General features: G+C 71.7%; 19 protein-coding genes. 3 read left to right on the forward strand and 16 right to left on the reverse strand.

The features are described 5' to 3' along the window. Nucleotides 1-126: 126 nt before the first annotated feature. From ACIRC0_RS27695 to ACIRC0_RS27705, 3 genes are all read right to left on the reverse strand, one after another. Nucleotides 127-1,116, reverse strand: coding sequence for an aldo/keto reductase (locus tag ACIRC0_RS27695; protein ID WP_403620879.1), 990 nt, complete (start codon nt 1,114-1,116; stop codon nt 127-129). A 61-nt stretch (nt 1,117-1,177) separates the two neighbouring features. Further along, a complete protein-coding gene (locus ACIRC0_RS27700; protein ID WP_403620882.1) occupies nt 1,178-1,768 on the reverse strand; it encodes a Uma2 family endonuclease in 591 nt (196 codons plus the stop codon). An 87-nt stretch (nt 1,769-1,855) separates the two neighbouring features. Continuing rightward, a complete protein-coding gene (locus tag ACIRC0_RS27705) occupies nt 1,856-2,539 on the reverse strand; it encodes an SGNH/GDSL hydrolase family protein (protein ID WP_403620885.1) in 684 nt (227 codons plus the stop codon). A gap of 110 nt (nt 2,540-2,649) precedes the next feature. On the opposite strand from ACIRC0_RS27705, the gene ACIRC0_RS27710 reads away from it, so the two are divergent. Further along, nucleotides 2,650-3,627 (forward strand): WD40 repeat domain-containing protein, encoded by a 978-nt coding sequence (locus ACIRC0_RS27710; protein WP_403620888.1) that lies wholly within the window; start codon nt 2,650-2,652, stop codon nt 3,625-3,627. 57 nt (nt 3,628-3,684) lie between these two features. Here ACIRC0_RS27710 and serC read toward each other — a convergent pair whose 3' ends face one another. The 7 genes from serC to ACIRC0_RS27745 all read right to left on the reverse strand — a co-directional run bounded on the left by serC (nt 3,685) and on the right by ACIRC0_RS27745 (nt 11,021). Next, the gene (gene serC / locus ACIRC0_RS27715; RefSeq protein ID WP_403620891.1) at nt 3,685-4,803 is read right to left on the reverse strand and encodes a phosphoserine transaminase; all 1,119 of its coding nucleotides are present in this window, start codon (nt 4,801-4,803) and stop codon (nt 3,685-3,687) included. Between the two features lie 638 nt (nt 4,804-5,441). Continuing rightward, the gene (locus tag ACIRC0_RS27720) at nt 5,442-6,677 is read right to left on the reverse strand and encodes a cytochrome P450 (protein WP_403620894.1); all 1,236 of its coding nucleotides are present in this window, start codon (nt 6,675-6,677) and stop codon (nt 5,442-5,444) included. Next, entirely contained in the window at nt 6,674-7,897 is a 1,224-nt protein-coding gene (locus ACIRC0_RS27725) for a cytochrome P450 (protein ID WP_403620897.1), read from the reverse strand. Before ACIRC0_RS27725 ends, ACIRC0_RS27720 begins: the two co-directional genes overlap by 4 nt. Continuing rightward, nucleotides 7,894-8,592, reverse strand: a complete 699-nt coding sequence (locus ACIRC0_RS27730) for a GTP-binding protein (protein WP_403620900.1) — start codon at nt 8,590-8,592, stop codon at nt 7,894-7,896. Before ACIRC0_RS27730 ends, ACIRC0_RS27725 begins: the two co-directional genes overlap by 4 nt. Continuing rightward, complete coding sequence (locus ACIRC0_RS27735; protein WP_403620903.1) at nt 8,573-8,920, reverse strand: DUF742 domain-containing protein; 348 nt, start codon at nt 8,918-8,920, stop codon at nt 8,573-8,575. The genes ACIRC0_RS27730 and ACIRC0_RS27735 overlap by 20 nt, the downstream gene beginning before the upstream one ends. Beyond that, entirely contained in the window at nt 8,917-9,324 is a 408-nt protein-coding gene (locus ACIRC0_RS27740) for a roadblock/LC7 domain-containing protein (RefSeq protein WP_403620906.1), read from the reverse strand. The genes ACIRC0_RS27735 and ACIRC0_RS27740 overlap by 4 nt, the downstream gene beginning before the upstream one ends. Beyond that, a complete protein-coding gene (locus tag ACIRC0_RS27745; protein ID WP_403620909.1) occupies nt 9,321-11,021 on the reverse strand; it encodes an ATP-binding protein in 1,701 nt (566 codons plus the stop codon). The genes ACIRC0_RS27740 and ACIRC0_RS27745 overlap by 4 nt, the downstream gene beginning before the upstream one ends. Nucleotides 11,022-11,382: 361 nt before the next feature. Between ACIRC0_RS27745 and ACIRC0_RS27750 the strand changes: the two genes are divergently transcribed. Continuing rightward, complete coding sequence (locus ACIRC0_RS27750; RefSeq protein WP_403620912.1) at nt 11,383-14,289, forward strand: FAD-binding and (Fe-S)-binding domain-containing protein; 2,907 nt, start codon at nt 11,383-11,385, stop codon at nt 14,287-14,289. After that, the gene (locus ACIRC0_RS27755; RefSeq protein ID WP_403620915.1) at nt 14,290-15,069 is read left to right on the forward strand and encodes a metallophosphoesterase family protein; all 780 of its coding nucleotides are present in this window, start codon (nt 14,290-14,292) and stop codon (nt 15,067-15,069) included. A gap of 45 nt (nt 15,070-15,114) precedes the next feature. Here ACIRC0_RS27755 and cpt read toward each other — a convergent pair whose 3' ends face one another. The 6 genes from cpt to ACIRC0_RS27785 all read right to left on the reverse strand — a co-directional run bounded on the left by cpt (nt 15,115) and on the right by ACIRC0_RS27785 (nt 20,668). Then, a complete protein-coding gene (gene cpt / locus ACIRC0_RS27760) occupies nt 15,115-15,648 on the reverse strand; it encodes a chloramphenicol phosphotransferase CPT (protein ID WP_403620917.1) in 534 nt (177 codons plus the stop codon). Nucleotides 15,649-15,996: 348 nt separating this feature from the next. Continuing rightward, nucleotides 15,997-16,284: a hypothetical protein gene (locus ACIRC0_RS27765; RefSeq protein ID WP_403620920.1), complete on the reverse strand. Its 288-nt coding sequence runs from the start codon at nt 16,282-16,284 to the stop codon at nt 15,997-15,999. 169 nt (nt 16,285-16,453) lie between these two features. Continuing rightward, a complete protein-coding gene (locus ACIRC0_RS27770; RefSeq protein ID WP_403620922.1) occupies nt 16,454-16,915 on the reverse strand; it encodes a hypothetical protein in 462 nt (153 codons plus the stop codon). A gap of 360 nt (nt 16,916-17,275) precedes the next feature. Further along, the gene (locus ACIRC0_RS27775; protein ID WP_403620925.1) at nt 17,276-18,223 is read right to left on the reverse strand and encodes an EamA family transporter; all 948 of its coding nucleotides are present in this window, start codon (nt 18,221-18,223) and stop codon (nt 17,276-17,278) included. A 119-nt stretch (nt 18,224-18,342) separates the two neighbouring features. Further along, nucleotides 18,343-20,385: an ABC transporter ATP-binding protein gene (locus ACIRC0_RS27780; RefSeq protein ID WP_403620928.1), complete on the reverse strand. Its 2,043-nt coding sequence runs from the start codon at nt 20,383-20,385 to the stop codon at nt 18,343-18,345. A 148-nt stretch (nt 20,386-20,533) separates the two neighbouring features. Then, nucleotides 20,534-20,668 (reverse strand): hypothetical protein, encoded by a 135-nt coding sequence (locus ACIRC0_RS27785; RefSeq protein ID WP_403620931.1) that lies wholly within the window; start codon nt 20,666-20,668, stop codon nt 20,534-20,536. Nucleotides 20,669-20,833 lie beyond the last annotated feature (165 nt).

The following is a 20,833-nucleotide window of genomic DNA, read 5'->3' on the forward strand; positions in this document are numbered from 1 at the left end:
TCGCGGTGGTGGCGCTGGCGGCGGTGCTCGGGAAGTAGATCCGGGGGTACCGCGCGGAACGCGGGCGAAATGCCCCGGGCCAGGCGTTCCCGGCCCGCGGACACCACCCGCGTCCCGCTGGGCGGGTTACCAGGCGAAGGCCTCCGGAGACGGACCCGGACCGGGGAAGATCTCCTCCAGGCCCGCCAGGACCTCCTCCGACAGCTCCAGCTCGACCGCCCTGATCGCGGACTGAAGCTGCTCCGCGGTGCGCGGGCCGACGATCGGGCCCGTGACGCCCGGGCGGGTCAGCAGCCAGGCGAGAGCCGCTTCGCCGGGCTCCAGACCGTGCTTCTCCAGCAGGTCCTCGTAGGACTGGATCTGCGACCGCACCGCGGGGTCGGCGAGCGAGTCGGCGGTGCGCCCACCGGCCCGGCGTCCGCCTTGGACCTCCTTCTTGATGACGCCGCCCAGCATCCCGCCGTGCAGCGGCGACCACGGGATGACCCCGACGCCGTAGTCCTGCGCGGCCGGGATGACCTCCATCTCGGCGCGGCGCTCGAAGAGGTTGTACAGGCACTGCTCGCTGACCAGCCCCAGCGAGCCGAGCCGGGCGGCGGTCTCGTTCGCCTGCGCGATCTTGTAGCCGGGGAAATTGCTGGAGCCGACGTACAGGACCTTGCCCTGCTGGACCAGCACGTCCAGGGCCTGCCAGATCTCCTCGAAGGGAGTCTTCCGGTCGATGTGGTGGAACTGGTACAGGTCGATGTAGTCGGTCTGGAGGCGCTTGAGGCTGGCCTCGACCGCCCGCCGGATGCTCACCGCGGAGAGCTTGTCGTGGTTGGGCCAGGCCTCCCCGTCCGGGCCCATGTTGCCGTACACCTTGGTGGCGAGCACGACCTTGTCGCGCCGCTCGCCGCCCTTGGCGAACCAGTTGCCGATGATGGTCTCGGTACGGCCCTTGTTCTCGCCCCAGCCGTACACGTTGGCGGTGTCGAAGAAGTTGATCCCGGCGTCCAGGGCCGCGTCCATGATCGCGTGACTGTCGGTTTCCTCGGTCTGCGGACCGAAGTTCATGGTCCCGAGAACGAGCCGGCTGACCTTGAGTCCCGTGCGTCCGAGCTGCGTGTACTTCATGACTGCTTAGCCAACGGGGTGGAGTGCGCTCTAGGCAAGGGGGGTTGGGTGACGGGCCGGGTCAGTCGCGGGGGAAGTCGTCGGTTTTGAGGACGAGGTCGACCACGGTGCCGGTGAGGTCAATGTCAGTGCCGAAGTCCACCACAGCCCGGTTCTCGTAGTCGCCCTCCTTGGGGTCGGTGTAGACGAAGCATCGCCCCTGGTAGGGATCGGCGATGACGTAGACAGGGACTCCGGCTGCCGCATAGGCGGTCTTCTTGGGGCCGTAGTCGTTCTGGGCCGTGCCCTTGGAGACGACCTCGGCGACGAACTCGACGTCCTGGTGGCGCCAGCGGCCTTCGTCGTCCTTCTTGGCCGAGTCGCTGAGCTTGGCGACGTCCGGGCAGAAGCCGTTCTCATGGCCCGGGAAGTCGATCCGGACGTCGGAGAACACCTTGTCCATCCCGAACCTGGCCGCGACAGCCCCCGCGATCCGGAAGATGATGCTCCAGTGAGTGTCCCGCTGCGGCGTCATGAAAACGCTGCCCCCGACGATCTCGACCCTGTATCCCTCGGGGACGGGCATGCGCTCAAGCCGCTCGAACCATTCGTCCAAACGCTCGGTGTTGGCGTCGGCGTCGGCCATCTCGATCCTGTCTTCAAGGACGGTCACGGTCGCGCTCCTCCCCGGCTGCCTACGGACAGGTGCAGCCGCGCAGTACAACGATACGCACAGTGACCAGGCAACGCCCGTATTCGGTCAGCCCGTTCCAGCCGCGTACGGTTGTCCGAGCCCCCACCCCTGGTACATCGCCTCCGCGAACGCCTCCGCGAGCTTGTGCTCGCCGCTCGCGTTCGGGTGCGTGCCGTCGTACGTGTCGACGTGGATGGCGTACGACGGCGGGGGCGAGGCCAGCAGGATCGGTGACCGGGGCTCGTCCAGGTCGGCCGCCGCCTTAGCCAGAAGCTCATTGAAGAGCGTCACCTGGGCCGCGAACGACGCGTCCGCCTCCGCCCGGATGTTCGGGATCACGGGGAGCACGACCATACGGATGCGCGGGTTGGCCGCCCGGGCCTCCGCCACGAAGCGGCGCACGTTCTCCGCCGTCTGCTCCGCGTTCGTGTAGAAGCCCAGGTCGATCAGGCCCAGGGAGACCAGGAGCACGTCCGCCCGCGACGCGCGGACCGCGTCCCCGATCAGCGGTGCCATGTGCAGCCAGCCCTCGCCCCAGCCCGCCAGATGGGCGCGCGGGAAGTCGGGTTCGGCGTAGGCGTACGACGTCGGCGCGTCCTCCGCCTTGTCGTACAGCGTCTCGCGCGGACCGACGATCGTGCACGGGCCGCCGTACGTCGCGCACAGATGCCGCCACAGCCGGTAGCGCCATGTGTGTTCGCCCGCGCTGCCGATCGTCATGGAGTCGCCTACGGGCATGAACCTGAGCATCCGCTCATGATGGACGATCAGCGGGCGAGCCGGACGGGACGTATGGGACGGGCCGATGTGAGGATCGACACGGACGACGGCCGCCGTTCGCAGGATGGCAGGCTTGGGGCATGCGTCGATCGTTCGCGTTCCTCTCCGGGGCCCTTCTCGTCGGTGCGCTCGCGCTCGCCGAGCCGGCGCCCGCGTCCGCCGACGACGGCGGCTTCACCGTCAAGGACCCCCGGATCACCGAGTCGAGCGGGCTCGCCGCCTCCCGTCTCCACCCGGGGATCTACTGGACGCACAACGACAGCGACGACGGCCCGTACCTCTACGCGGTGGACGGCCGCACCGGAAGGACGGTGGCCACCCTCACCCTCCGCGGCATCGGCACGCCCCGTGACGTGGAGGCCGTCTCCATGGGCCCGGGCAACGAGATCTACCTCGGCGACATCGGCGACAACTTCGGCGGCAGGTGGCCGTACGTGTGGATCTACAAGCTGCCTGAGCCGAAGGTGCTGAAGGACCAGACGATTCGCGCCACCCAGTACGTCGTGAAGTACGCGGACGGCCCCAGGGACGCCGAGTCCCTGCTGGTCCACCCGAAGACCGGGCGCGTCTACATCATCGACAAGAAGGAGGACGGCGGCCACCTCTACGAAGGCCCGGCCAGGCTCTCCGCCACGGGGACGAACGTCTTCCGCCCCATCGCCGCCGTCGACCTGTGGGCCACCGACGCCGCCTTCTCGCCCGACGGCGAACAGCTCGCCGTGCGCGGCTACTTCGGCGGCATCGCGTACGCGTGGAACGGCGGACGGATCAAGAAGCAGACCCGCCTGGACGTCCCCCTGCAGCGGCAGGGCGAGTCGGTCACGTACACGCTCGACGGGTCGAAGCTCCTGTACGGGAGCGAGGGCGCGAACAGCCCGGTGCAGTCCGAGAAGGTGCCCGGCCACCAGTCGTCCGAGTCGCCCTCCAAGAGAGGGAGTACGCGGACCGGATCCGGCAGCGGCTCACCGCTGAACGCCGACTACAAGGTGGGGGCCCTGGTGCTCGCCGCCGGTGTGGCCCTCGTCCTGGTCCTGAAACGCTTGCTGCGCAAGGGATGAAAGAAGGGCGCCCGGTGACTGGCCACCGGGCGCCCCTCTCACCGCGTACCGAGAGGATCAGAGCTTCTCGATCACGTAGTCGACGCACTTCGTCAGTGCCTCGATGTCCGTCGGCTCGATCGCCGGGAACATCGCGATGCGGAGCTGGTTGCGGCCGAGCTTGCGGTACGGCTCGGTGTCGACGATGCCGTTGGCGCGCAGGACCTTGGCCACGGCGGCGGCGTCGATCTCCTCCGAGAAGTCGATTGTGCCGATCACCTGGGAGCGCTTGGCCGGGTCGGTGACGAACGGGGTCGCGAACTTGACGTCCTCGGCCCAGCCGTACAGCGTGCGCGCCGAGGTGGCGGTGCGGCGGACCGCCCAGTCCAGGCCGCCCTGGCCGTTGATCCACTCCAGCTGCTCGTTGAGCAGGAACAGGGTGGCGAGGGCCGGGGTGTTGTACGTCTGGTTCTTGCGGGAGTTGTCGATCGCCGTGGGGAGGCTGAAGAACTCCGGGATGTGGCGGCCGGAGGCGTGGATGCGCTCGGCGCGCTCGATCGCGGCCGGGGAGAAGACACCGATCCACAGACCGCCGTCGGAGGCGAAGGACTTCTGCGGGGCGAAGTAGTAGACGTCGGTCTCGGCGATGTCGACCGGGAGGCCGCCGGCGCCGGAGGTGGCGTCCACGAGGACAAGCGCGCCTTCGTCGGCGCCCTCGACGCGCTTGATCGGCATGGCGACACCGGTCGACGTCTCGTTGTGCGTGAACGCGTAGACGTCGACGCCCGCCTCGGCCTGCGGCTCGGGGTGGGTGCCGGGGTCGGTGGCGACGACGGTGGGCTCGGCGAGCCAGGGGGCGAGCTTGGCCGCCTTGGCGAACTTGGAGGAGAACTCGCCGAAGCTGAGGTGCTGCGACTTGTTCTCGATCAGGCCGTGGGTCGCGATGTCCCAGAACGCGGTGGACCCGCCGTTGCCGAGGATGACCTCGTAGCCGTCGGGGAGCTGGAACAGCTCACGGATACCCTCACGCACCTTGCCGACCAGGTTCTTGACCGGGGCCTGGCGGTGGGACGTGCCGAGCAGGGAGCTACCCGTGGCGGCGAGGGCGTCCAGCGCCTCGACCCGCACCTTGGAGGGACCCGCGCCGAAACGACCATCGGCGGGCTTGATGTCGTCAGGAATCTGGATATCAGCCACGGACGGGAGCGTAGCCGCTGGAGGAAACCTGGGCGAAACGTGGTCCGTCGGCTGAGACGGGGTGTCGCCACCGGGTTGACCTCGCCCCCGCCGCCCCTACCCGTCCCATCCCCAGGGGCTCCGCCCCTCCAACCCCACCGGGGCTCCGCCCCGGGCCCTGGCGGGGACTGCGTCCCCTGCGCCCTTACGGGGCTCCGCTCCTGCACCCCGCTGGGGCTCCGCCCCAGACCCCGTCCGGGGGCCAGCCCCCGGACCCCCGCTCCTCAAACGCCGGAGGGGCTGAATTTCCGGGGCTGCGTCCCCTGCACCCTCGCGGGGCTCCGCTCCTGCACCCCGCCGGGGCCCCGCCCCGGAACCCCTGCGGGGACTACGTCCCCCGCACCCCGCCGGGGTCCCGCCCCAGACCCCGTCCGGGGGCCGGCCCCCGGATCCCCGCTCCTCAAACGCCGGAGGGGCTGAATTTCCGCGGCTGATGTGTCAGCGCCGGGTCGGCATCATTCAGCCCGTCTGGGGGTCCCCCCTGCTCGAAGAGCTTGGGGGAGTTTGAGGACGAGGCCGTTCAGGCCGAAGCGGGGGTCTGGGGGCGCAGCCCCCAGGGGCGGGAAGGGCAGGGGCGGCGGGGGCGAGGAACCCCTGCCTCAGCCCCCGAGCCGTACCGGCAGCTCGAACAGGTCGTTCTGTGTCACCACCGGCTTGTTGCGCAGCTCGCACGCCGGGACCGCCAGGTCCAGGTCCGGGAAACGGGCGTACAGCGCCGGAAGCGCCACCCCCGCCTCCAGACGGGACAGCGCCGCCCCGGGGCACACATGCGGACCGTGCCCGAAGGAAATGTGCCGGTTCTTTGTCTCCCGGGTGACGTCGAAGACGCCCGCGGTCGGACCGTGCGCCTTCTCGTCCCGCCCGATCGCCCCGTACGACACGATCAGCGCGTCACCCGCCGGGATGACCTTGTCCCCCACCGGGACGTCCTCCGTCGCGAAGCGGATCAGCACGTGCGAGGTAGGCGTGGAGTACCGCAGGGTCTCCTCGACCACCGCGGACCACTCCACCTCACCGGACAGCACCAGCGCCCGCTGCTCGGGATGCGTCGACAGGTTCACCACCGCGTTGACGATCAGCGAGATCGTCGTCTCGTGGCCCGCCGCCATCATCAGCTGCAACGTGGAGACGATCTCCTCGTCCGTGAGGTGGTCCCCGTCCTCCGAGGCCTGGATCAGCGCGGAGGTCAGGTCGTCGCCCGGCGCGGCGCGCTTCGCCGCCACCGTGTCCGCCATGATCCCCGCCAGCTCGGTGAGCGTCGCGACGACCTCCTCGGGCGGGGTCTGGGTCGAGAAGAACTTCTCGAACAGCTCCTTCAGACGCGGCAGCCGGGCCTCCTGGATGCCCATCAGGTCCGCGATGACGTACATCGGCAGCGGATATGCGAACTGCGCCTTGAGATCGACCACCGAGCCGTCCGTGGGCAGCCGGTCCAGCAGGTCCTCGGTCAGCTTGGTGATGCGGTCCCGCATCTCCTCCACCCGGCGCGGGGTGAGCGCTTGCGCCACCAGCGTGCGCAGCCGCCGGTGGTCGGCGCCGTCCACGGTGAGCATGGACCGGCCGGGGTTGGCAAGGCCGATCAGCGGCCAGTCGGGGGCGATCTCGCCGCGCTGCCAGGCGCCCCACACGTCGATGTCCTTCACCAGCCGTGGATCCGTCAGCAGTTGCCTGGCCTCGGCGTGGTGGGTGACCGCCCACACGGGAACGCCGCCGGGAAGTACCACGGCGGCGAGCGGTCCGGCCTCCCGTAACGTGGCGCTTTCGGCGTCCAGGTCGGAGACGAAGGGGTCCAGGGCTATGGGGCCTCTGTCGGCAGAGGTCTCGGTAGACGTCATGGGGAAGCGCTTCCAACCGCGGGGGTCGGCGTAAACCTCACCGGCAGCCCCGTCAGTCCCCGCAGCCACGGAGACGGACGTCGGGGCAACTCCTCGGCCCCTACGGCGAGATCGATGTCGGGCAGCCGGTCGAGCACCACCTCGATGCCCGTCCGCGAGATCACCTCCGCGACCTCCTGCGCCGGGAACGGGCACCGGTGCTCACCGTGCCCGAAGGAGAAGTGCGCGTTGTTGCCGCCGGTCAGCGCGGTGCCGTCGGTGCGTACCTGGGGGTCGCTGTTGGCGCCCTGGAGGCCGAGAAGGAGCAGGTCCCCGGTACGGATGTGCCGGCCGCCGAGGCGGGTGTCGCGGGACGCCCAGCGGCCCGCCACGTTCTGCGTGGGGGTGTCCTCCCACAGCACCTCGTTCATGGCTTCGGCCACGCTGTTGCGCCCGCCGAACAGGGAGGCGGCGAAACGCTCGTCGGTCAGCATCAGCCGCAGCGAGTTCCCGATCCAGTCCGCGGTCGGCTGGTGGCCCGCCGCCATCATCACCATCAGGTCCTGGACGATCTCCTCGTCGGTGAAGCCGCCCTCGTCCGCGAGCATCCGCGACACCACGTCGTCGGCCGGGTGCTCCTTGCGGTCGGCGACCAGCTCCGCCATGGAGCCGGCCAGGTGCGTCTGCCCCGCGATCGCACGCTCCCGCCCGTCGATCATGTCGTTGAGGGCGGTGACCAGACCCGGGCCCTGCTCCTCCGCGAAGCCGTAGAGGGTCGCGAGGACGCGGACGGGAAGCAGCACGGCGTACTCCGTGACCAGGTCCGCCTCACCCTTCTCGCACACCGCGTCGATCAGCTCGTCCGCGAAACGCTCGGCGTGGCGGCGCAGTTCGAACGGGTCGACTGCCTCCAGCGCACCGCTGATCATCGCGGCGCGCTCACGGTGGCGTTCGCCGACGGTGTAGAGGATCGACGGCTGCTTGCGGCCGATCATCGGCAGCAGCGGCCAGTCGTCGGGGATGTGGTCCCACTGGTTCCAGAGGTCGGAGTCCCGGCTGAACAGCACCGGATCGCCGGTCACCTGGTGCAGCTCGCGGTAGCCGAGCACCAGCCAGGCCGGGATGTCGCCGTCGAGCAGGACGGGGGTGACGGCGCCGTGCTCGCGCCGCATCTCCCGGTAGAGCGCGGCGGGGTCGGTCTGGAACCTCGGCCCGATCAGGGGCACGGGGGCGGCGGTCACACGAGCTCCTGTTCGGACTGTTCCGACTGCGCGGACCGTTCCGACTGCGCGGACTGTTCCATCCGCGCGGACCGTTCCGTCCGCGCGGACGCTTCGGTTGCGGGTGCGTGGGCGGAGTGGTGCCGCCGCACATGCTCGACCAGTGTGATCAGGACCTGCTTGCCGGACTCCCGGGAACGCGCGTCACAGTCGATCAGCGGCACGCGCGGGTGCAGGTCGAGGGCCGTACGGACCTCGTCGGGTGTGTGCCGGGGGCCGCCGAAGTCGTTGCAGGCGACGATGAACGGCGTGCCGTGCCGCTCCAGGCGGTCGATGGCGTACCAGGAGTCGTCGATGCGGCGGGTGTCGACGAGGACGACCGCGCCGAGCGTGCCGGAGAACAGCCGGTCCCACAGGAACCAGAACCGCTCCTGCCCGGGCGCGCCGAACAGGTACAGCACGTTGTGGGCGTCCAGCGTGATGCGGCCGAAGTCGAAGGCGACGGTCGTCGCGGACTTGCCGCGCACCCCGCTGAGGTCGTCGACGCTCTCGCCGGCCCGGGTCATGGTCTCCTCGGTGGAGAGCGGGCGGATCTCGCTCACCGAGCGGACCAGGGTCGTCTTGCCGACGCCGAAGCCGCCGACGACCACGATCTTCAGGCCGTTGTCGGCCTGGGCACCCAGCGGAGTGCGGGTGTCAGAGGTTGCGGAGTCCAACGAGCACCTTGTCCAGGATGTCGGGATCGGGAAGGGCGGCGGTGCGCGGGTGGCGGGCGCTGACGCGGCCGGCCGCGTGGAGGTCGGAGAGCAGGATCCGGGTGATGCTCACCGGCAGCCGCAGCTCGGCGGCGATCTCCACGACCGCCGTGGGCCGCTCGCACATCCGCAGGATCGCGGCGTGCTCCGACTGCATGCCGGGAACCGGGTCGCACTCGGCGACCACGAGCGTCACCAGGTCGAACCGGGCGGCCGAGTCGGACCGGGCGCGCCCTCCGGTGAGGGTGTACAGCCGGTCGGGCGCGTCGTCCCTGCCGGGGCGGCTCATGAGGTCCGCGGCTCGGCGGTCAGGTGCTCGCCGAGCTGTTCCACTAGTTCGCTCATGGTGTGCCCGACGAGCCCGGCGTCCGCGTCCTCGTCGGTGACCAGGGCGAGGTGGGCGCCCTCGCCGGCCTCAACGATGAACAGGACCCCGCCGTAGAACTCGGCCATCGCCGAGCGCACGCCCCCGCTGCCGTCGCCGAACTCCACGGAGGCGCCGTGGGAGAGCGACTGGATCCCGGCGGCGATCGCGGCCAGCTGGTCGGCCTGGTCGACGGTCAGCTCCGGCGTGCGGCACAGCTTCAGCCCGTCCCGGGAGAGCACCAGCGCGTGCCGGGCCCCGGGTGTGCGCTCCAGCAGTCCCTCGAGGAGCCAGGTGAGCCTCTCGTCGGCGGTCGTGGTGCCGGTCATGGAGTGGTGTCGCCTTCCGGGTGCGGGGAGCGGGGGGCCTGGGCGGGCTCGGGTGCGGGGGCCCCGGCTTCGGGTGCTTCGGGTACGGCTTCGGGGGCCGGGGTCTCCCGCGCGCGGACCGCCTGGCGGAAGCTGCTGAAGCGGGCGGCGCGCGCCCTGGCGTCCCCGGGGGTGCGCGGTTCGCGCTCGGGGCGGTCGGCGGTGTGTGCGCGCCCCTGTTCGGCGGCGGCGAGCGCCTGGCCGCGGCGGCGCCGGGGCAGACCGCCGGTCTCGGTGTCCCGCGACCTCGGGGACTGGTGGGCCGGCACCGGATCGGGGTCGAGGTCCTCCGCGGCGCGGCCGGCGGCGTACGACGGCCGGTGCTCGGGCACGGCAGCGGCCACGGCGGCCTCGGCGACCGGGGCGGCCTTGGCGACCGGGGCGGCCTCGGAGGCGGGGGCCGGAGCCGGGGCGGGCTCGGCTGCCGGCGGCGGCAGCGGCTGGGACAGGATCTCCTGCGGGATGAGCATCAGCACGCCGGTACCGCCGCGCGCCGAGGGCCGGAAGGACACCTTCAGGCCGTGCTTGCGGGCGAGACGGCCGACGACCGCGAGGCCGAGCCGGGTGCCGGTGAGTCCGCCGAGTTCGGCGATGTCGCCGCAGACGGCGCGTTCGGCACGGCGCAGCTGCACGTCGCCCATGACGAGGCCGGCGTCCTCCACGGAGACGATGACCCCGGCCGGCACGTCCTCGACGTAGACGTGCACCTCGGCGGTCGGCGGGGAGAAGTTGGCGGCGTTGTCGAGGAGTTCGGCCAGTGCGTGCATCACGCCCTCGGCGGCGTGTCCGGAGACGGCGGCCTGGCTGGAGGAATGGACGCGGACGCGCTGGTAGCCGGCGATGCGGCCCATCGCGCCGCGCAGGATGGACTCCATGACGATGGGGCGCGCCCAGCGGCGCCCCGAGCGGGCGCCGGCGAGGACGGCGACGGAGTCGGCCAGGCGGCCCGCCTGCGCGGTGCGGTGGTCGAGGTGGAGCAGGTCGGCCAGGACGTCCTCGTCGCTGTGCTTCTCCTCCATGGCGCGCAGGTCGGCGAGCATGCCGGTGGCCAGCGCCTGCATGCGCCCGGCGACGTTGGCGGTGACGGAGACGGCCGCGTCACGCGCGTTCGAGGCCTGGCGCAGGTGCTGGGCGAGACGGCGGTTGTCCTCGGTGAGCCGGGTGACGTCGGCGGTCAGAGCGGCGCGCTCGCGGGCGAACTCCTCGGTGAGCGTGGCGCGTTCCCGCTCGAACTCGTCGCTGAGGCGGGTGCGTTCGCGCTCGAACTCCTCGGCGAGCCGGGTCCTCTCCCGCTCGAACTCCTCGGTCAGCCGGACCCGTTCCTCGATGAAGCCGTCGGTGAGTCGTCCCCGTTCCTGGCTGAACTCCTCGGCGAGCCGGGCGCGTTCCTGCAGCAACCGGGTCGCGTCCTGGGTCACGGCGTCCAGACGGCGGCGCGCCAGGGCGGCGGACCGGGTGCCGTGGGCGGCCAGGGCCACCGCCGCGCACAGCAGCAGGGTGGCCGCGGCGCCGCCCCAGGCGAGGGGGACGCGGACCGCCTGAGGAGCCGCCAGCACCGCGGCGGCGACGGCGAGCCCCGCCGCCGCGGCGGTGACCAGGGGTGCGGGGACGACGGCGCGGAGGGTGGGCCGTTCGCCGGGCGGTATGGGGGCGGTCATGAATGGTGTCCTCGGCCTCAAGTGGCGTCACTATAAGAGTGATTGGGCGTCACTATAGGTGAGTCACAGATGAGTCTGTGTTCGGAACAGGACGGTTTCGATGCGGAATCCGGTCATGTGATCGCTGCGCGACAGACCGGCGACCGCGGTGTTCCACCACCTGGCGACCGTAGGGGCCACCACCTGGCGACCGCAGGCAGCCACCCGGCGACCGCAGTCCCCACCACCCGGCGGCCGCAGCCCCACCACCCGGCGGCCGCAGTCCCCACCACCCGGCGGCCGCAGCCGCCACCCGTCCTGGGAGACGGCTCCGGTGTGCCTCGGGACGGTCACTGTCAGTGGCGGAGGGCATGCTGGTGGCATGACGGATCCTGTGGTGCGAGGGCAGCGGGCGACGGGCGCCGGCGCCGACGTCGGTGCCCTGCGTAGGGAGCTGCGCGCGGCGGTGCGCGGTGCGGTCGAGTTCGACGCGACCGCGCGGGCGCTGCACACCATGGACGCGTCCAACTACCGGCGCATCCCGCTCGGCGTGGTGGCGCCCCGGGACGCGGACGACGTGGCGGCGGCGCTGGCGGTGTGCCGGGCGCACGGCGTGCCGGTCGTCGCCCGCGGCGGCGGCACGTCGATCGGCGGGCAGGCGACGGGCACGGGCGTGGTGCTCGACTTCACCCGCCACATGAACCGGCTCGTGTCCCTGGACCCCGAGGCGCACACGGCGGTGGTGCAGCCGGGCCTGGTCCTGGACCGCCTCCAGGAGGCCGCCGCCCCGCACGGCCTGCGCTTCGGCCCGGACCCCTCCACCCACGCCCGCTGCACGCTGGGCGGAATGATCGGCAACAACGCGTGCGGCGCGCACTCGGTGGCCTGGGGGACGACGGCGGACAACGTACGGGAGCTGTCGGTGCTCACCGCGCGGGGCGAGGCGCTGACCCTCGGGCCGGGCTGGAAGGGCGCCCCGGAGGGCCTGCGGACGCTGGTCGAGGGCGAGTTGGCGCTCCTGCGCACGGGCTTCCCGTCCCTCCCGCGCCGTATCTCCGGGTACGCGCTGGACGCGCTGCTGCCGGAGAGGGGCGCGGATGTGGCCCGCTCCTTCTGCGGCTCCGAGGGCACGCTGGGCGTCCTGACGGAGGCGGTCGTCCGCCTCGTCGAGGCACCCCGCGCGCGTGCGCTCGCAGTGCTGGGGTACGCGGACGAGACGGCGGCGGCCCAGGCGGCGGCCGGGCTGCTGCCGCTCGGCCCGCTGACGGTGGAGGGCATGGCCGCCGATCTCGTACCACCGTCGGCGGGGCTGCCGCGCGGTGGCGCCTGGCTGTTCGTGGAGGCGGGCGGCGGGGATGAGGCGGAGGCACGCGCGCGTGCGGAGGCCATCGTCCGGGCGGCGGACGTCACGGACGCCATGGTGGTCACCGACCCTGCCGGACAGCGCGCGCTGTGGCGGCTGCGGGAGGACGCCGCCGGTACGGCGACCCGCATGCCCGACGCAGGGGGCCCCTCCCGCTCGAGCGGAGCCGGGAGTGGGGGAGAGGCCTGGCCCGGCTGGGAGGACTGCGCGGTACCCCCGGCCCGACTCGGCGGCTATCTCCGCGACTTCAGACGCCTGCTGACCGACCACGGCCTGCGCGGCACGCCGTACGGCCACTTCGGGGACGGCTGCATCCACGTCCGTATCGACTTCGACCTGCTGACCGAGGAGGGCGTCGCCCGCTTTCGCCGCTTCTCCGAGGACCTCGCGGACCTGGTCGTCGCCCACGGCGGCTCGCTGTCGGGGGAGCACGGCGACGGGCAGGCGCGCGCGGAGTTGCTGCCGAAGATGTACGGCCCCGATCTGGTCGCCCTGTTCGCCCGCGCCAAGGACCTGTGGGACCCGGACGGCCTGCTCAACCCCGGCATGCTGGTCCGCCCGGCCCGCCTGGACGAGAACCTGAGGTTCGCGGTGCTGCCCCGCGAGCCGGTCGGGGTCGCCTTCGGCTATCCGGCGGACGGTGGCGACTTCTCGGCGGCGGTCCGCCGGTGCGTGGGCGTTGCCAAGTGCCGTACGACGACGGTGTCCGGCTCTTCGGTGATGTGCCCGTCGTTCCGGGCGACGGGCGCGGAGGAGCACTCCACGCGGGGCCGCGCCCGGCTGCTGCACGAGATGCTGGCGGGCGAGGTGGTGACGGACGGCTGGCGCTCGACAGAGGTCAGGGACGCCCTCGACCTGTGCCTGTCCTGCAAGGGCTGCCGCACGGACTGCCCGGTCGGCGTCGACATGGCGACCTACAAGGCGGAGTTCCTGCACCACCACTACGCGGACCGCCGCCGCCCGGCCGCCCACTACGCGATGGGATGGCTGCCGCTGTGGCTGGGGTCGGTGTCCCGTACCCGCACGGCCCCCCTGGTCAACGCCCTTGCCTCCGTGCCCCCGTTGGCGGCGCTCGCGAAACGCCTGGGCGGCATCGCACCGGAGCGCCGCCTCCCCCGGCTGGCGCAGGAGACCTTCAGCCGCTGGTGGAGGCGGACGACCGGCGGGCGCCCCCGGACGGCGGGCCCGCTGGTCGCCCTCTGGCCGGACACCTTCACGGAACACCTGTCACCGTCCGTGGGCCGCGCGGCGGTACGGGTGCTGGAGGCGGCGGGCCTCAGGGTGGCCCTGCCCCCGGGCCGCCGGCGCCGGGTCTGCTGCGGCCTGACCTACGTCTCCACAGGCCAACTGGACCGCGCCCGCACCGTCATGCGCCGCACCCTCGACCTGATGGCGCCGGTGCTGGCGGCCGGCGCCCCGGTGGTCGTCCTCGAGCCGAGCTGCGCCGCCGCCCTGCGCACGGACCTCCCCGAGCTGCTGCACGACGACCCCCGCGCGCAGCGCCTCGCGGCGGCGGTGGTGACGTTCGCGGAGGCTCTGGAGAAGTACGCCCCCGACTGGACACCGCCCCGCCTCGGCCGCCCGGCGGCCGGCCAGACCCACTGCCACCAGCACGCGGTCCTGGGCGACACGGCCGACCGCCGGTTGCGCACGGCGGCGGGCCTGACCGGCGAACTCACCGGCGGCTGCTGCGGCCTCGCGGGCAACTTCGGCTTCGAGAAGGGCCACTACGAGGTGTCGGCGGCCTGCGCGGAGGACCAACTGCTCCCGTCGGTGCGCTCGGCACCCGAGGACGCGGTGATCCTGGCCGACGGCTACTCCTGCCGCACCCAGCTTCAGCAGCTGGCGGGCGTCAGGGCACGGCACCTGGCGGAGGTGCTGGCGGAAGGGCTGGAGGAGGCCGTCGACAAGGAAGGCGACGAGTAAGTGAGCGACGTACTGGACCGGGTGGCGGTCCTCTCCGACATCCACGGCGTACTGCCCGCCCTGGAAGCGGTACTCGCGGAGCCGGAGGTCGCCGCCGCCGACCGCGTCGTGGTGACGGGCGACATCACGGCGGGCCCGCAGCCGGCCGAGGTCCTGGACCTGCTGGCGCGCGAGGGCGAGCGGGTGGTCTGGGTCGCGGGGAACGCGGACCGGGAGCTGGTCGAGTACCGCCGGGGACAGCGGACGGAGATCCCCGACCCCATCGGCCCCTACGCGGCGTCCCGGCTCCGCGACGAGCAGGTCGACTTCCTCGCCGGACTGCCGCTGACGGTGACACTCCCGGTGCGCGGCCTCGGCGAGGTCCTGTTCTGCCACGCGACGCCGAGGAACGACGAGGAGGTCGTCCTCGTCGACTCGCCCCTCACCCGCTGGGCGGAGGTGTGGGAGAAGCTGCCGGACACGATCGGCACGGTGGTGTGCGGCCACACCCACATGCCGTACGTCCGCCTCGCCCACGGCCGCCAGGTGGTCAACCCCGGCAGCGTCGGCATGCCCTACGGCCGCCCCGGCGCCCACTGGTGCCTGCTCGGTCCCGGCGTGGACCTGCGCAGAACGCTCTTCGACATCCCCTCCGCCATCACACGCCTGGCCCGGGAGTCGGCGTACGAGGACATCGCCGAGTGGGCGGACTACTTCCTCACCGCCCGGGCGGGCGACGCGGAGGTGCTGGACGTGTTCGGACGGATGGAGGGGCGGGGAGCGACGCCGGAGGGGGAGTGATGCCAGGCGGGCAGGGCCGTCGGGCGTGCCGTGGGCAGAGCTTGATCACTTGGTCCGGGCGGCGACGGTCCGCGCGCACTCCAGGGACTCCGTGTGCGTGGTGTCCACCTCCAGGTCGTAGACCACGCCCCGGTGGACCACTTCGGCCTGCAACGCGGCCATTCCCCGGGCCCGATCCCCGCGGGCGATCTCGCGGCCCGCGGCGACCGTGCTCTCGCACCTGACGCCGACCCACAGCACGTCCAGCCCGCTGAGAGCCTTCTGCCACCGCTGCTGGGACGCCGCTCCGCCGAGGAAGACGTCATCGACGATGACCCGGGCGCCCGCACGGGCCATGGCGGCGACCCCCTCCATCCATGCTGCTTCCAGCTCCCGGAACGCCGACCCGATGTTCACCCCGCCATCTGAGGCGATGTCGATTCCGGCTTCCGACGCCTGCATGGACGCGGGCATCGCCTCGATGAGGGAGTCGACCGCGGCGGCGAGCCACGGATCCGGCAGTATCGCCTGCAGGCACCGGACGATCCCGGACTTGCCGGAGCTGGACCCGCCGTTCAACACGATCACCTGGGTTGTCACCGGGCCACGGTAGAGGCACCCGCCACGGCGCCCGAAGCGAATTTCGGCGGAGGAGGGACCCCTGCGCGGCGGCCGTGTCGACGGAGGTGGTGTACCGGCTGAACTGCGACGCATTCGGGAAACCTGTCGCACAGTCGCCGCACACCACGGCCGTGGGTGTCGTCGGTCGATTGCGTGGACCGAGGCCATGGTGCTCGCGGGGCATTCCGCGTAGGGGAACCCGGACAGCGTGCGAGGCGAGCCGCCGCGCTCCGCGGTGGGCGGCGGTTCACCCTCCGTCTCGCTCCCCGGAGGCGAGGCTCCCGACAGGCCCGACAGGCCCGACAGGCCCGACAGGCCCGACAGGCCCTATTCGGCAAGGACGAGCTGTGCCCCGAGCCAGGCAAGCGCGCAGTGCAGTGGGACGCAGGCGGACCACCCTCGCGCCTGCCGCGGGCCGTAGCGGACCACCTGCACCCACCCGACAACCGTCAGCAGCGCCGCAAGGCCCCACAGCATCCACGCCATGACGAGCCACGGTGTCGAAAGATCTGTGAAGATGCGCATCAGGGCGACCGGAATCAAAACGATCAGGGGCATGCCCCAGGTTCCCTCGGTGACTTTGGGTTCAACGTCCTGGCCCTGGCCGTTTTCCATCGTCAATCCCTTCGAGTGTCAATTCCCTTCGAGCCGACAGCGCCGACACGACGCCGAGACCGACGGAAACGCCGATCAGCGGTTCGCCGGACGGTGGTTGAGAGGCGTCGTGGCAACGCGGTGAAGCCCGTCCGGGCCGCCCGTACAGGGGGCCGGACGGGCAGACGACTCAGTGGTGGAAGTGCCACCAGATGTCGTAGAGCGACAGACCGGGCGAGACCGCCTTGATGGCGTACCTGATGTACCACGGCCGGTCATCGACCCACCGCTTGAAGTCGTCGTACTTGCCCGCCACAGCCCTGGCAAAGCCGCCGATCTTCTTGAGGGCACGCATGATCTGGCCCCAGTTGGGGGCTTTCAGGGCCACCAGGCCGTCGCCGGGCTTGCCCTGGGCCCCAGCCGCCTGCTGGAAGGCGGCCAGCTCCTCACTGCTGAAGTTCGCCATGAAGGCCCGGACCTCGGGGTCCTTGCTGTTCAGCAGGGCCTGCAGCGACTCGGCTGCCCCGACCTCCTGGACCGAAGCGGCCGCGGCCGTCGGCAACTCCTCGGCAGTGGCCATCGGAGCCGCGGTCGCAAGGCCGATGGCGGCCAGCACGGTCACGGTGGCAACGCGCATGCGTATGGGTTTCACGTAGACTTCCCCTTGCAGTACCAAGGGGGAAGAGGGCGTGCGGAAACGCCGGTAGGCGTCCAAACTTAACGGCTCCCCGAAATGCTTCTCTTCCCCCGCATTTGCACCCGATCAGCAGTTGGTCAGACGCTGATCAGTCGAAAGTGCACTTTAGCAGCCAAGATCACTTCGAACCTGCGCATATCGCGTGGGCATGATCACAAGCCGCGAACGGAACCTACCGGCTGAAAAACCATCCGGTGCTCGCGGCGGACTCGTACAGGCGGTCACGACCCCGTGGTCTCTTGCTCCGTCCCCGTGCCGCGAAGCCGTCTCCGCCGACAACCGCCCCGGAGCCGGAGCCGGAGCCGGAGCCGGAGCCTACGCCTCCGGCTCCGCAGTCCTCACCCTGCCCCGCCCCACCTGGGTCCGCACCGCACCCATGCTCGCCGCGATGACCAGCGCGATCGCCACCGCCTGGGTCGCGGTCAGGGACTGGCCGAGGATCAGGAAGCCCGCCGTCGCCGCGAGGGCCGGTTCCAGGCTCATCAGGATCGCGAAGGTGGAGGCGGGCAGGCGGCGCAGGGCGAGGAGTTCCAGGGTGTAGGGCAGGACCGAGGAGAGCATCGCCACGGCCGCGCCGAGCCCGATCGTCACCGGTACGAGCAGCCTCGTGCCGGACTCGGCGATCCCGAGCGGCACGAACAGCACCGCCGCGACCGCCATCGCGAGCGCCAGGCCGTCGGCCTGCGGGAAGCGCCGTCCGGTACGGGCGCTGAAGACGATGTACGCCGCCCACATCGCACCCGCCGACAGTGCGAAGGCGACGCCCGCCGGGTCCAGGTCGCCGAAGCCTCCGCCGCCCAGCAGGAACACGCCGGCCAGGGCGAGGGCCGCCCAGACCACGTTCACCGCGCGGCGTGAGGCCAGCACCGAGAGGGTCAGCGGACCGAGGACCTCCAGGGTGACGGCGGGGCCGAGCGGGATGCGGGCGACGGCCTGGTAGAAGAGGCCGTTCATCGCGGCCATGGTGATGCCGAAGACGACGACCGTCCCCCAGTCGGCCCGCGAGTGCCCGCGCAGCCGGGGCCGGCAGACCAGGAGCAGCACGATCGCGGCCACCACCAGCCGCAGGGTGACGACCCCCAGCGCACCGGCCCGCGGCATCAGACTCACCGCGAGCGCGCCGCCGAACTGGACCGAGACGCCTCCGGCGAGCACCAGGCCGACCGGGCCGAGGGAGCCCCGCAGCCGAGGACCGCCGGGCGCCACGGGAGCGGTCGAGACGGGAGTCGGCGCCGAAGAGGCGGCGGAGCTGGGCGTGTTCACGGGGCCTTCCAGGTGCTGGGCGAGATCGTGCAGCTTGGTGTACCTGGAAGTCCAGGGTAATGGACTTCGTCATGGGTGTGAAGCCGTTATGCGCCTGTACCCCCGGCCGCCGATCGGCGTCAGCCCCCGTGCCAGGGCGCCTCGTCGCGGAACAGCGGGCGGCCGTCCGGGAGTTGGTGGGGTACGGCCCCGGGGGCCTCGCCGGGGAACCCGTACGGCGCGTACGGGTCGGGTGTCGGCCGGCCGGCCTGCTGCCCCGCCGGGGCCCCGGCGGCGTACTCCGCCGGAACCGCTGTGGGCACCTCCGCCGGTTCAGGAAACAGCGGCAGCCGCAGCTCCGCCGTGTCCATGTTCACGTTGTTCTGCGAGCGGTGCAGCCGGGAGTACGCCCCGCGCCGCGCCAGCAGCTCCTCGTGGCGGCCCGTCTCGACGATGCCGCCCTGGTCGACGACGAGGATGCGGTCGGCGTCGGGCGCCAGGTTCAGATCGTGCGTGATCATGATCGTCGTACGGCCGCTCATCAGGCGCCGCAGCGGTTTGACGACCCGGCGCGCCGCCATCGCGTCCAGGCCGGTCGTCGGCTCGTCCAGCACGAGGACGGGCGCGTCGCGCAGGATGGCGCGCGCGATCGCGAGCCGCTGCAGCTGACCTCCGGACAGCCGGGCCGAGTTGGGGTCGATCTTGGTGTCGTACCCCTCGGGCAGCCGCATGATGAATTCGTGCGCGTCCGCCGCCCGCGCCGCCTCGATGATCGCCTGCTCGCTGGCGCCGGGCCGGCCGCAGGCGATGTTCGCGCGGACCGTGTCGTGCAGGACGAGGGTCTCCTGCGGCAGCAGCGTGACGTACTCGCGCAGCCGTGCCAGCGGGAAGTCGCCGAGAGGGGTTCCGTCGAGGAGCACCGCGCCGGAGTCGGGGTCGTAGAAGCGCAGCAGCATCTTCGAGACCGTGGACTTGCCCGCGCCGCTCGGTCCGGTGATGATCACCAGCTCGCCAGGTCGCACGGAGAACGACAGTCCCTCCAACGCCATCCGGTCCGCCCCCGGATAGCGGAAGTACACGTCTCGCACCTCCACCGACCCGTCGGGCCGCCCCACCGGCGCCCGGTCCGAACGCGGCGGATCGCTCACCGCCGGCCGTACGTCCAGGATTTCGATCAGCCGCTCGGCGCCGGCCGTGGCCGCCGTCACTGTCAGTCCGAGCTGGGCGAGGCCCCGCACGGGCGGGTAGAGGTAGCCGAGGAAGGCCGCGAACGCGAGGAGTTGGCCGAGCGTCATCCGCCCCGCGGAGATCTCCCAGGCGCCGAGCCCGATCACCGCGAGCACGCACACCGTCTCGATGACCTGCACGAGCTGCTCGTACAGCTCGCCCAGGCGGGCCGAGCGCACCGACGCCCGGAACCATGCGTTCGCCTCCTGCCCGAGCCGCCGCCGCTCGGCGGCACGGCGGTCGTACGCCTGGGTGAGCACGATGTTGCCCAGCGACTCCTCCACCACGGAGGTGATCGCGCCGTCCGCGACCCGGCCCTCGCGGGAGACGGTCTTGATGCTTCCGGAGAAGCGCCGGGCGGCCAGCCAGAACAGCGGCGCCAGTACGAAGGTCGCCGCCGCGAGGTCCCAGCGCAGCCAGAACGCGGCGGCCCCGTAGAAGACGGCACTGAAAGCGGCCGAGGCGGCTCCGACCAGCCCGGACACCACCATCGTCTCGATCGCCTCGACGTCGCTCGTCAACCGGGACAGCAGGTCGCCCTGCCGGTGGCGTTGGAAGAAGTGCGGCGGCAACTGCTGGACGTGGTCGAAGACGTGCTCGCGCAGCCGCATCACGAAACGCTCGGTGATCCAGGTGGCCAGGGAGTTGCCCGCGTACCCGATGGCCGCGCCGAGCACGGCGACCCCGAGCCACTCGGCGGCCGGCGCCCAGAACGCGCTCAGCGAGCCCTTCTGCAGCGCGTGGTCGGTGAGTTCGCTGAACAGCAGGATGGCGGCGGTCTCGGCGAGCGCGGCGAGCACCGTGCACCCCCAGACGATCGCCAGCCAGCCCCGCAGCCCTCTGGTCATGGGCCAGAAGCGCCGGAACGCCGTGCGGGCGGGGATCGTGGGTGTGTCGTTGTCCTCGTGGTCCGCGTACTCGTCCTCGTGGTCCTCGTACTGCTCAGTCCCGGTCATGCCCAGAGGTTCTGTCACGGGGATTGGCCGGCCCTTTGAGCAGTCTCGGCGCACGCTGTGAGCTGCCGCCGCAATCGGTCGAGAAAAACGCGAAAGAGGGCCGACGGTGTACCCGTCGGCCCTCTTCACGGTTACCGGATTACCGGATTCAGCGGTCGTGGCCGGGCAGCGGCTTGGGCAGCGGCTTCGGGTGGCGGTGCTTCTTCGGCTTCGGCTTCGGCGGGGGCGGGAGCTGCTTGGCCTTGGGCTTCGGGGGCAGCGGGGCAAGCTTCTTGAAGCTCATTTCCGTCTCCTTGAGGGTTTCTCGATATTGCCGTGCAGTGGTGCGAGAATTCTCGGCGGGCGGGGCGGGAATTCCGGATCGCTTGTCCCGGGAATTCCTTCGCCGCCCGACACGAAAGAACTTACGCGGCCCGGACCCGCAAAACGGCAAGGAACTGCAAACGGG

This window comes from Streptomyces sp. NPDC093984, from assembly GCF_044764595.1.
Classification (GTDB): domain Bacteria; phylum Actinomycetota; class Actinomycetes; order Streptomycetales; family Streptomycetaceae; genus Streptomyces; species Streptomyces cynarae.